11 protein-coding genes and 1 pseudogene are annotated in these 11,861 nt (G+C 43.3%); 6 read left to right on the top strand and 6 right to left on the bottom strand.

All coding sequences use genetic code 11. The annotated features are described in order from the left end of the window. Window positions 1–240: 240 nt before the first annotated feature. The 3 genes from LAY57_RS33255 to LAY57_RS33245 all read left to right on the top strand — a co-directional run bounded on the left by LAY57_RS33255 (window position 241) and on the right by LAY57_RS33245 (window position 1,996). The gene (locus tag LAY57_RS33255) at window positions 241–456 is read left to right on the top strand and encodes a hypothetical protein (RefSeq protein WP_249071470.1); all 216 of its coding nucleotides are present in this window, start codon (window positions 241–243) and stop codon (window positions 454–456) included. Window positions 457–769: 313 nt separating this feature from the next. Further along, a complete protein-coding gene (locus LAY57_RS33250; RefSeq protein WP_249071469.1) occupies window positions 770–1,342 on the top strand; it encodes an SRPBCC family protein in 573 nt (190 codons plus the stop codon). 114 nt (window positions 1,343–1,456) lie between these two features. Then, window positions 1,457–1,996 (top strand): type IV pilin-like G/H family protein, encoded by a 540-nt coding sequence (locus LAY57_RS33245; protein ID WP_249071468.1) that lies wholly within the window; start codon window positions 1,457–1,459, stop codon window positions 1,994–1,996. A gap of 58 nt (window positions 1,997–2,054) precedes the next feature. Here LAY57_RS33245 and LAY57_RS33240 read toward each other — a convergent pair whose 3' ends face one another. The 3 genes from LAY57_RS33240 to LAY57_RS33230 form a co-directional block, all read right to left on the bottom strand. Further along, on the bottom strand, window positions 2,055–2,726 hold the full coding sequence (locus LAY57_RS33240) for a RodZ family helix-turn-helix domain-containing protein (RefSeq protein ID WP_249071467.1): 672 nt from the start codon (window positions 2,724–2,726) through the stop codon (window positions 2,055–2,057). A gap of 216 nt (window positions 2,727–2,942) precedes the next feature. Next, window positions 2,943–3,281, bottom strand: a complete 339-nt coding sequence (locus tag LAY57_RS33235; RefSeq protein ID WP_249071466.1) for a radical SAM protein — start codon at window positions 3,279–3,281, stop codon at window positions 2,943–2,945. 48 nt (window positions 3,282–3,329) lie between these two features. Next, window positions 3,330–3,758 (bottom strand): hypothetical protein, encoded by a 429-nt coding sequence (locus tag LAY57_RS33230; protein WP_249071465.1) that lies wholly within the window; start codon window positions 3,756–3,758, stop codon window positions 3,330–3,332. A gap of 2,495 nt (window positions 3,759–6,253) precedes the next feature. Between LAY57_RS33230 and ftsZ the strand changes: the two are divergent. The 3 genes and pseudogenes from ftsZ to LAY57_RS33215 all read left to right on the top strand — a co-directional run. Then, window positions 6,254–7,216: pseudogene (gene ftsZ / locus LAY57_RS36745) on the top strand (cell division protein FtsZ); the annotation flags it as partial. 368 nt (window positions 7,217–7,584) lie between these two features. After that, entirely contained in the window at window positions 7,585–7,890 is a 306-nt protein-coding gene (gene rbp, locus LAY57_RS33220) for an RNA-binding regulator (protein WP_249071464.1), read from the top strand. Window positions 7,891–8,139: 249 nt separating this feature from the next. Beyond that, window positions 8,140–9,537 carry a GTP-binding protein gene (locus LAY57_RS33215; protein WP_249071463.1) on the top strand — a complete coding sequence of 466 codons (1,398 nt, stop codon included), beginning with the start codon at window positions 8,140–8,142 and terminating at the stop codon, window positions 9,535–9,537. Between the two features lie 15 nt (window positions 9,538–9,552). On the opposite strand, the gene LAY57_RS33210 is transcribed toward LAY57_RS33215, so the two are convergent. The 3 genes from LAY57_RS33210 to LAY57_RS33200 all read right to left on the bottom strand — a co-directional run bounded on the left by LAY57_RS33210 (window position 9,553) and on the right by LAY57_RS33200 (window position 11,632). After that, entirely contained in the window at window positions 9,553–9,813 is a 261-nt protein-coding gene (locus tag LAY57_RS33210) for a hypothetical protein (protein WP_249071462.1), read from the bottom strand. Between the two features lie 62 nt (window positions 9,814–9,875). Further along, window positions 9,876–10,763, bottom strand: coding sequence for a polysaccharide deacetylase family protein (locus LAY57_RS33205; RefSeq protein ID WP_249071461.1), 888 nt, complete (start codon window positions 10,761–10,763; stop codon window positions 9,876–9,878). A 53-nt stretch (window positions 10,764–10,816) separates the two neighbouring features. Then, a complete protein-coding gene (locus LAY57_RS33200) occupies window positions 10,817–11,632 on the bottom strand; it encodes a hypothetical protein (RefSeq protein WP_249071460.1) in 816 nt (271 codons plus the stop codon). Window positions 11,633–11,861 lie beyond the last annotated feature (229 nt).

The raw sequence follows: 11,861 nt of genomic DNA, 5'->3' as shown, positions 1-11,861 counted from the left end.
AATTGATTTTGATTTGAGTTTTAAATCCCAGTAGCATAGCCAAATTTTACTATGGGTTTGGGCGAGTGTGGTAAGGCAAGGGAGTAAAAGTGAAGGATTGTGAGTAAATGTTAGTAAAGTGACAACTGTTGATGAACCTCCAGAAACTAAGTTCCAGAGGCTTCAGCTTTTCTTTGGCTTATTAATTCTAAGCCCCCACTTACTTTTAATTACCACTTTGTATTTTGCAGATAGCTCAAAATGCCGGTAACGATCGAAAGCAGAAGCAATACCCAGATGACGCCGCTGGGAATAAAGGTGAGAATTTCCAATCCTCTCAGCACCCAAACGGCTACCATTACTCCGATCGAAGTCGCAAAAATCGATGAAAATCTCAAATTTCTAGAATTCCGAGAGATGCTCACAGGGTTTGGCTCTACAGACGATCGCGTAATTACCTCAATTATTATCGCATGAGTAAGGGAGTCACGCCTGCCGAAGATTTGAGGAAAATACTGAAATCAATGTATAAAAATAAATTCAAAAGCTCGGAAATTGCGGTGATTGGAGGCAATAGCATATAGAACTTATTTTTTCATACCTCTATGGTATAATTTACATAACCGTGAAATTACGGGAAAAATTTGTCAAAACTTCATATAAACTTTGCGTTTTTTTAAACAGCCGTGGGTAAATTGTTGAATAGGAGGGATGCTTGGCTGACGGTGATAAGTTAGACAAGTCTCAACCCGAAACCTATTCGTATTATTTAAGAGTTGCTCAAACTAAAATGACTGTACCTTCTGTATCGGACTCTATTGCCTGGACTGACTGCGCGGTGTGGAATCAAAGCCAGGAAGCAGCGTTGTTATCTGGGGAAATTTTGCTTTTTGTGCGATCGCACTCTGCCTGGGGCGGTGCTTGTACGGCAGGAATGTACCTGCCGATACTGCGATCGCACGCTTGGCAGCAGCTAACCGATTACCCCCGCTGGGTGCAATACTTTCCCGATCTCGTCCGCAGTGAAGTTTTACACCGAGGTGATAGTCTGACTGGAAAGAGCAAGCGTCTGTATCAAATTGCCAGAAAAGCGTTCCTCATGTTCTCTGCTGAAGTGGAAATTTACCTAAAGGTGCTTGAGGTAGTGCAGCAGCAAATCCAGTTTCGCATGGAAAAAGGCAGCTTTATCGATTTTGCAGCAGACTTAAAGCTACAAGATTGCGGCAACGGCACCATACTTACCTACAGCGTACAGGCTACGCCCACCATCCCAGTGCCATCGATTTTCATTCAACAAGCAATGCACTTGGACTTGCCTACCAATATGCGGAAAATGCGTCAGGTTCTCTGCGGTAAAATCTAGAACATCGATTCAGTAGATAAGGGCGATCGCATTAGTTCTGTCTAAAGATAGATGTTTTTGTTAAAAAATTAAACCAGCCTAAACATTAGTAAGCTTTACACTCAAGAGGGAAAAATGGCTTTCAAACTTAACCGTGTTCTTATGTTGACAAAAGCCTACCCTTCGATCTTAATCGCACTATTGACTGTGCTTTCTATCGGAATAAATGCTCCAGCAAAAATACCCACAGAAAATTCTAATCAAAACTCACTTAAAGAAGCCTCAGTTAAACAATTCGGCCCGATAATACGAGCGAAACAAGACGAAGGTAAAAGTACAATTAGTTCATTGAATAGGGCGCAACAAGCTTATTATGTTGAAAATAGTCGATTTGCATCCAATTTCGGACAATTGGGGGTAGGTATTAGCGCCGAAACTGGCAATTACAGCTACAAAGTGGCGGTTGTAAATCCAAGAAGCGCCCGGTCAACAGCTTCAGCCAAAGACACGAGGATAAGGAGTTATACGGGGGGAGTTTTTGTTATCGGTGCTGGGAATAATGCCACAACAATAGCCGGTATTTGTGAAAGCAATAGAGCCTCAAGAACACCTCCCCCTATGCCACGACTTGTTCGCAACAATATTCAATGTCCTCCTGGATCTACTAAACTCTAAATGAAATGCGACGGGCTGTATATTTACGCAATCCGTCGCATTTACGAGCGATCGCTTTTTAGAGAAATTTGATTCGATCGGCTTGCAAGTAGATTGTTTGGTTGCTCAGTTGTTTAGCTTCTGCGGCACTTAAACCCCATTGGGTTTGAGCTTGCTGGGAACTTGGCATCGGTTTGATGACACCGTTGAGATTAAGTGCCTGTCCCGCTTTAACAACAACCTTGTTCTCAGCGCTACCAGCATCTAATACTGGATCGAGAACAACGAAGAGTTGTTGGTTATTACCCGCACCAACCCAAAAAGTGCGATCGCCATTTACAGTCTGAGCTTTAATATTTGTTACTTCTACCCGCCTGTTAAGAAGCAACTGCTTATCTGGCGTGGTGCCAACAATTGTTAAATCGTTAATTGGTTCTCTAACAACGACTGTCTGAGTAGGAATAGGGCTAGGCGTAACAACCACTGTCTGAGTAGGAATAGGGCTAGGCGTAACAACCACTGTCTGTGTGGGAACAGGACTAGGCGTGACAACCACTGTCTGTGTGGGCGTAGGAGTAAGGGTGGCAGTATTTGGGTTGTTTGTTGTATCGTTACAAGCTGCGATCGAACCCGCTAGAATCGCTATAATAGTGGTTCTACTAAACCATGCTTGTTTGGCAAAAAAGTTCTGATTGAGTTCCATAGTCTTGACAAGCCTCTCGATCGCTATTGCTAAAGTTGGCAGTTCCATTTTGTGAAATTTTGGTTCTACCTTATATAAGCTTACTTTAAATACTGAGACAGCCTTTACGCTTCCCCCCGATGGAATAATTAACTTGACTTAAATGATAAGAATCGTTAAATCACGTTAGCTAATTATCCAGATTTTTGGTTAGGAATATACAACCCTTATCCTCTAGGGTTTAATGGTCGTGAGGATGTTCTTGGTGTTTCTGTCCCTGCGTGTCTACCCACCATTTGGTACTGTACAATGAACCTTATCTGGATTAGCAGCAACTAACTGTTTCAAACATTCCCCTTGCAATTTTAAGCCATTGCTGGTGAGAGAGCGAAACAAGACACCCCGCAGGCGTTGCAAAACTTCAAATAAACCTGGATATTCCAGAGGTTCACCACCACCGAATGAAACTGCTTTAGTTCCTCGTTTTTGGCATTCCAATACAAAGTTCACGAGTTCATCTGGTGTCCAGCTAGTATCGCCGCTAGGCTGACTGTGATTGTAGCAGAAAGAACAGTGCTTGCTGCACCGATTGGTTAGTTCGATCGACAGCCGTTCAACGATCATCGGTATGCACTCTTCAGGATATAACTCTATGATAAGTCTTGCTAAAAGTTAAAGACTGAGACTGCACATTTCGGGTCGAGTGCTGCGGACGATACTGGAACGAAAGAAAGGCTCGTCTAGAGTAGGCATTACACTCATTTCAATCATCAAAGATGACATCTGTGGATATTTATCTAAGAGAAATTGTACTAGATTTTTATTAAGTATTTCCCAATATTCTGTCTCGTTCGGGTAATTGATTAAAAAATTATCAATATCTTTTTTGAGTGGCACTAAATTTGGGTAGTCTTTTTGGTCGATCGCTTCTGTCGTGAAACGATAGGCAAGTTTCATGTTTACGATCGCTCCTCCTTGGTGTTGAACTGCGTAGTTGGGGACTTGAAATGTAAAGATTTCTTCCTGTTGCTTGCATTTTGGAAGTGTTTGAGATATTGAAGGTAATGTGAATAGATTGAAGGAAAAAATCAAGACCGTCAAAAAAATCAACATTTTGCGGATCATAGGTTTTGAGTTCCTGCTAATAGTAGAGTTGATAATATCGCTTTTATAGTATTAAGCTAACACGCATCTAATTCGGATATTTCTAATCCGGCAATCAAACCTTCAATTCCTCTCCCACTCCCCCACTCCCCCACTCTCCCACTCCCGCTAAACATACAAATTAAATGCGTAGCAGCTTATCTCTAGGCTTTCACAGGTATGTTTTTGGAAGTGCGATCGCAAAATCAAAAGCCCAGTGTTAAGTAGTCGGACATAAATAAACTGAACACTCAGAAACCCGGTTTCTAAGGGCTTGACAGTTTTACGTTTAATGATGCCCACCTACTTAGATTTATTCGCGACGATTTCCCTCAAATACTGTTTTAATAACAACTGAATATCTTCTTTTTATTCATCAATACCGAGATTTTTTACGGCTTCAAGCAAATCACTGAATCTCATAAATTAAACCTCTTGTTAGTCTTTACTTAACCGGCTCAAATCGTTGGGTAGCGCTTTGCTCAACCCCACCGACAAATTGATTAGCAAAAATTATCACTGTTCGGGTGAAAGACTGTTAGACATCTACTATATACTAAATATCAGCAAAGCTGACGGCAATTAAAATTGCTATATAAATGATGTCTACAGAGCGTAATTGGCTACAAATTACTGAATATGTCTCCCTTGCCGCGTCAGCTGTAGGAACAGTCGCCGCTGCTGTTTCCGGGCAGGTGGCGATGGCAGCAGCGCCTCTGACAGTGGCGTTATCGTTGAATTTGGTAAATCGACAGCGATTGCAGCAACAGACGCAGCAGGATACCAGCAGCGCGATCGCTCAATTAGATCGAATCGTTGAATCTCTACAACAGCAAGTACAAGCGCTACCAGACCAAACCCTCAGTCCCATCACCCATTCTCTATCTGGTTTGGAGAGTTTAACTCAAACGCTAGCTAATCGGCAAGAGGAATTGGCCCAAGAGTTGCAAGTAGGATCGCAAACACAAGCGATCGAACAGTTGCAAACAGCGCTAGCGTTTTTAAGAGAACAACTGATTGGTTTGGGACTGCGGATCGACAATTTGCCTATTCCAGAACCAGTTAACCTGAGTGGGGTAGAAGGGGAAATCGCCAATTTGCACGATCGACTGGATGTTCTAGTTGAAGAGTTTAGCTCAAGACCAGAAGTCCCTGGATTAGCAAAGATGCAACAGGACACCACCAGCTCGATTACTCAGTTGCATCATATCTTTGAATCTCTACATCAGCAAGTCGAAGCGCTACCAGAACAAACTCTCAGTACTATTAATCAATCGATCTCTAGAGTAGAAAACTTAACTCAAGCTCTAGCCGATCGACAAGAAGAGTTAGCCCAGGAGTTCCAAACGCGACCGGAAACAGAAGCTATAGCACAACTAACCGAGCAATTGAGTGCTTTGGCGTTATATCTGAATAATTTTCCTGCATTAGAAGGAGAAGTGAGCAATCTACGGGAGCAACTGGATAACCTATCTGGACAGTTTAGCTCAAGATCGGAAGCCACTGCACTACCACAGGTACAGCAGGAAAGCAACAGCGCGATCGCTCAGTTCCATCAAATCCAAGCCGAAATTTCTTCTGTGCGCGGTCAAATAGACACCCTCACCCAACAGTTTACCTCAAGACCAGAAGCAACTGTACTGCCACTGGTGCAGCTAGAAAGCAACAACGCGATCGCTCAATTGCATCAACAATTAGAGAGGGAAATTAATAATCTGCGCCTTCAACTGAACAACTTAGCCGAACGGTTAAGTGCCAAACTGGAGGTAGAGGCGCTAGCAGAAATCAAACAGGACACAAATAGTGCGATCGCTCAGATCCATCAAATCCAAGCCGAAATTTCTTCTCTGCGCGGTCAAATAGACGCCCTCACCCAACAGTTTACCTCAAGGCCAGAGCTAGAAGTGCTGCCACAGATGGAACAGCAAACCACCAGCGCGATCGGTTATGTACGTCAACTACAAGAAGAGATCGCTTCTGTACGCCGTCAGTTGAATAAACTAACTCAACAGTTCAACTCTAGATCGGAGGTAGAAGCACTCCCCCAGTTGCAACATGACGCTAGCAATGCGATCGCTCAATTGCATCAACAATTACACGGTGAAATTAATAATCTGCATATTCAACTAAACGACTTGACTGAACAATTAAGCGCTAAACCTGGGGGAGGAACACTAGCAGAAATACAACTGGAGACAAATAGTGCGATCGCGCAATTAGACGCACAATTACAAGGGGAAGTAACTTCTCTGCGCTCTCAGCTAGATGACCTAGCCGAACAGTTGAACGGTAAACTAGAGGGAGCAGCACTAGCAGAAATACAATTGGACACAAATAGTGCGATCGCGCAATTACACGAACAATTACAAGGAGAAGTAACTTCTCTGCGCTCTCAATTATCCGACCTAGATCGAGAATTTAGCTCAAGACCAGAAGTAGCTGCGATCGCCACTTTGTCAGAAGCACTCACTACATTACAGCCACCAAAACTGGAAAATTGGCCTCGCATCAAAATTAAAGTTATTAGTGTTGGCGGAGGCGCACAAAAAGCCGTTAACCGGGCGCTTGCGAGTCGTATAAGTAATGTAGAATTTTGGTCTATAAACACCGATTCTCAGGAATTAACTCAATCATATTCTCCCAATCGCTTGCAAATAGGAGAAAGTTTGACCAAAGGACTGAGTGCGGGTGGCGATCCAGCTATCGGTCAGAAAGCAGCTGAAGAATCTCGTCAGGAAATTGAAGCGGCAGTAGAACAAACCGACTTGGTATTTATTCTTGCGGGAATGGGAGGCGGTACGGGTACTGGCGCTACACCAATTGTAGCACAAATTGCTAAAGAAATGGGAGCGTTAACAATTGTAATTGTCACTCGTCCTTTCATTCACGAGGGACGAAATCGCGCCAAATTGGCGGATGTTGGCATTGCTGCTCTGCAAAATAAAGTGGATATGTTGATAGTTCTTCCCATCGATAACGTCTTTTCTATGATTTCAGAATGGACGCCGATTCAAGAAGCTTTTCGAGTTGTCGATGATTTGGTTTGTCAAGGAGTTCAAGGAGTAGCTAATATTATCAACAATCCGGGATTAGTTAATGTAGATTTAGCTGACTTAAAAAAAGTAATCGCATCTGCTGGTCTTGGAGTAATAGGCACTGGTGTAGGTACTGGTAAATCTAGGGCGAAATCAGCAGCGATGGCAGCGATTTCGTCACCTTTGATGGAAGTGCCAATCAAAGGAGCAAAAAGTGTGATATTTTATATAACTGGAAGTAGCGATATCAGCGTGCAGGAGATTAATGCTGCGGCGGAAACAATTAATCAAGCTGTTGATGCCAACACAAATATTACTTTTGGGGCAGGAATTGACGATCGGCTGCAAGATGAGGTGAGAATTACTGCGATCGCAACTGGATTGCCTGTACCCAGTTCTAGATAGCACCCCCTACTTAGTCGCTTATAGCAAAAGTCACTCATTGAAATGCTTGCTGTGAATTGGTTCTGGCGTTTTAGGAGGCCCTAACCGCCCTAAAGTTGCTATACATACCAATTCGGCATCAGGCATCCTTTTCGGGCGATCGCCTTCCATCTTTTCATTGTTGCTTTTTGTAACAGTTCTTTCGCTTTCCGCTTTTTTTCCAGAGAGCGCGTTAGACTTATGGGTGAGAATAAAATTCGGTTGCAGCGTTTGTTTTTAGTATTAACAGGCTTTTTGTTTTTGGTATTGGCAGGCTTCTCTCCGGAATCTCAACTTCTACACCTTTTTGATTTGGGAGACAAGTTATGTCTATTTATGTAGGCAATCTTTCCTACGAAGTTGTCTCAGAAGATCTGAGCGCCGTTTTTGCAGAATACGGAACGGTCAAGCGGGTTCAGCTACCCACAGACCGCGAAACAGGTCGTCTGCGCGGCTTTGGTTTTGTGGAAATGGATAGCGAGACTGAAGAAACGGCAGCTATTGAAGCCCTTGACGGGGCTGAGTGGATGGGCCGTGACATGAAAGTCAACAAGGCCAAGCCCCGCGAAGATCGAGGTTCTTTTGGTGGTGGCGGCGGTCGGCGCAATGGCAACTCCGCCCCTCGCTACTAAGCTTTATAGCAAAGTGCTGAGTGCTGAGTGCTGAGTAAAAACACAGCCCCCGCATTGCTTTGAGCGTTTAATACTGTCCTAAGCGCAGAGCGCTTAGCTTTAATGCGCTTGCTCTAAAAGCGCTTTGATATTTATAAAAAGGTTCAGGCATTAATGCTTGAGCCTTTTTCCTATTTTTTACGATCGGAAAAGTCAGGAATAAGAAAAATGATGAAAATAGATCTGTAACCTGTCCTTCCTTATCCAACCTTGAGCAATCCTCAATCCACCCAACCCAATCCAGAAGCTGGGCGTCACAGCAACCGGCAAGAATCTCACTTATCCCTTGCTCGTTCTAGTATCCGACGCGCTTTATCTGGATATACTCCCAAAATTCGGGCATCCCTGCGCTCCGAAATCGAAGTTTTGACCAACAGCTTACAAAAACTAGACCAAGGCGTGATTCGCATCGCTGCTTTCGGTTTAGTCAGTCGAGGTAAATCAGCGGTTTTAAATGCCTTGCTGGGACAGAAAATTCTGCAAACAGGGCCACTCAACGGGGTTACCCAGTGGCCCCGCTCTGTCCGCTGGACGATCGCTTCAGAACCCCCCCTTACGAAGGAGAAAGGGTTGTCCAAAGTCCAAATGGAGTTAATCGATACGCCGGGATTGGATGAAATTGAGGGACAAGCAAGGGCAATGATGGCGCAGTCGGTGGCGCGTCAAGCAGATTTGATTTTGTTTATCGTTTCTGGCGATATCACGCGCACTGAGTATCAAGCGCTGTGCGAACTGCGACAAGCCCAAAAGCCGATAATTTTGGTATTTAACAAAATCGACTTATATCCAGAACAAGACAGACAAGCAATTTACGAAAATCTGCAAGAACTGGGTGCTGGTAGCAGTGGTGGTAGGCGTCTAGAACAGTTATTATCTCCAGATGAGATAGTGATGGTGGCGGCGGAACCAGCACCAATTCAGGTTCGTGTCGAGTGGCCAGATGGTAAAGTTACTTACGAATGGGAGTCGCCACCCTCGGATATAGAGGAGCTGAAGGAGAAAATTCTCAGTATTCTAAATAGAGAAGGCCGATCGCTCCTCGCCCTCAATGCCTTGGTTCAGGCAAGGGAAGCCGAAGCAACTATTGCCAGTAAAATCTTGGCATTACGCAACACTGAAGCCGAAGACCTGATTTGGCAATTTACCAAGTATAAAGCTCTCGCCGTCGCCCTCAATCCGATCGCGCTTTTGGATATCCTGGGCGGAACTATAGCGGATTTAGCACTAATCCGCGAGTTGGCGCGACTGTATAATCTGCCCATGACAAGCTACGAAGCTGGGAAACTCTGGAAGACTATTCTGTTGAGTTCTGGTGGTTTACTGCTGGGCGAAATGGGCAGCAGTTTGCTCTTGGGGTTGGGTAAGAGTGCTGCTGCTGTCGTTTCTGGTGAAAACCCTACTAGCCTGACTGCTTATGGAGGGGTGGCTATAGCCCAAGCAGGTATAGCGGGATATGGAGCCTACGCCGTCGGTCGCGCCGCACAGGTATATTTAGAAAAAGGTTGCACTTGGGGGCAACTGGGGCCAAACACGGTCATTCAAGAAATACTCGATCGAGTCGAACCCAGCACCATTCTCTATCGCCTGCGGCAGGAATTGCGATCGTAAAGCTACTTCAGCTAGTTAAGATTGTTGTCCTTGCGGAGACTCACCAGTATCGTTGTGCATACCGACTTCAGTTTCGCTGCGACTTAACATCGACTCCTGAAGGTGTTGATTGTGATGACGCTGCTGTGCCATTTCTTGCCGCGCCTGTTCTTCAGTGCTGAGATCCCCTATATGAGCTGCTTCTGCCTCTACACGGCGCAACATCGATTCTTGAAGGTGTTCGCTCTGCTGACGCTGCTGCGCCATCCGTTCCCTGGCTTGTTCTTCAGTACTCACGATCCGATCCTCTTTAAAAGCTACACTTTCCTTTTTAGTATTAATCTCAGCAGAGAAAATTTTTATTTGTAATTTTTAATTATCATAGCCCTTTCGGCCATTTGGATCAGCCTTTTGGGCGTTTTCGCCTGATTCACGGTTAACCGGGGTATCTGATAATTGCTTCTCAACCAACCTAATTTAAACATTCTGGTATTGTACAAATACCCCGATAAATAGTATTTAGACACATACTCTTCAACTTCTTTATTTAAAGCCCCATAAGGATATGCTATGTGAGAAGCTACTGTTCGATCCGGGTCTAAGTCTGCTGTACATTCTCTCAGGCTAGCTTGTGATTCGGCAATTTCATAAATTAAATCTTTAGTATTTAGTTCCGTTAATTTTTTATGATTTTGTCCGTGAGATTGAATATCGTAAAAACCTTTGAGCAGCCCTTGTCTCAAATTCTTACAAGTTATATTGTAAGAATTTTTTCTTTCGGACTTTGCCATTGTCCCCGGATTTATAAATAAAACCACTTTCACCTTTTTACCGTGTTTATTTTCCAAATCCTGCAAAACCGGCAGTAAATTTGTATAAAATGTTTTATATGAATCATCAAAAGATATCATAATTGGCCTTTGACCTAGATGTTCGGGTGGTATATGCTTAGATTTAGTTATAAAATATTCATAAAGTTCTTGAGTTGAAAGTAACCAAAAATTGTGGCTGACTAGATAATCTAAAAATTCTCTCAAATCCTGCTTAGTGTAATCCATTGCTGGCAACGGGCTACCTTGAATACCTTTCTCCTGTGGTTCTTCAATATCAATTATGCTATGAAAGCCAAGAATAGGAATTTGGGGTGCTGAAAAATTTAAAACTAACCATATCGTAGCTATAAAAACTAGAGTGGCAATAAAAATACGGATAGTAAAATTTTCAAATGTAAACTTGATTAGCTTCATTGAGCAAATCTCTCAAACGGTTAAGTGGTAATCTTAAATAGCCCAACTCAGGATCAATTGTTGCGGACGCGACGCGGTTGGAGTTGGGTTACGGGTTTATTGGCACGAGGTTTAAACCGAGGCGGCACTGGCGGAAACTTGGGAGGGGAAGATTGTAACCGCTTGGCAATTTCTTGGCGACCTAAATGGAAATGGGAGACGGTTGTAAATAGCGATAACGAGAAGTAAAAAAATCGGATTGTCCAGCTGCCACAAGCTAATAATATGGTAATTATCTCTGGTTTTAATTTGGTTATTTTAGTTAAAATAAGAAATGATGACTTAACTTTTTTCTCTATTTCTTCTGCTTTCATCATTTCCTTTTGTTTTGTTGGCAGAACGGGGAACTGAGCCGTATAATAATAAAAACCTAAAAAGCCATTCAAATTAACTCTTTTCTGCAAAAAGGAGTTAGTTATAGTTTCGGCTTGCTGAATAGTTATATTTTCTTGCTGGGCAAAATCTTCAACCCAAAAAGTATATTTAACAAAAGCGCTACTACTGAAAAGTAATGGCATTAATATGATTAATAATACAGCGCTAGTCTTGAGTTGAGCATACTTGGGCAACAAACCACTTGCCAAGCCAAACCCCATTCCTAGTATAGCAAAGACAATGATGTTGACAAATTCACCTATATCTAAAATTGTAAATAAATCGCCAATGAATAGAATGTTATATATAAGTTGTTCGCAGACGAAAGTTGTGGCGATTTTGGTAATGAGGACTAGAAAAATCAGATTTAGAATGATAACGACATACAAAAAAATTTGAGCCAGTAGCTTAACGACATTAAAAACAGTTTGAGCCAGTAGCTTGAAGGATTTCATGGAGTTATAGCTAGGGACTAGGGACTAGGGGCTAGGGACTAGGGGCTTTCTTCTGACGGGGCGAGCGTTGAGGGAAGAGAGAAAAGGGTTACGGAGTCAGGGATGGAAGGTAAGAACTAATAATTGGAGTTGTCCTAAACGACGAGAGCGGTTGCTAAGCTAACACGCATCTAATTCGGATATTTCTAATCCGGCAATCAAACCTTCAATTCCTCTCCCACTCCCCCAC

Origin of the sequence: Argonema antarcticum A004/B2 (assembly GCF_023333585.1) — a bacterium.
Taxonomy (GTDB): Bacteria; Cyanobacteriota; Cyanobacteriia; order Cyanobacteriales; family Aerosakkonemataceae; genus Argonema; species Argonema antarcticum.
Note: the sequence above shows the minus strand (reverse complement) of the source record. Positions and strands in the feature narration are given on the sequence as shown.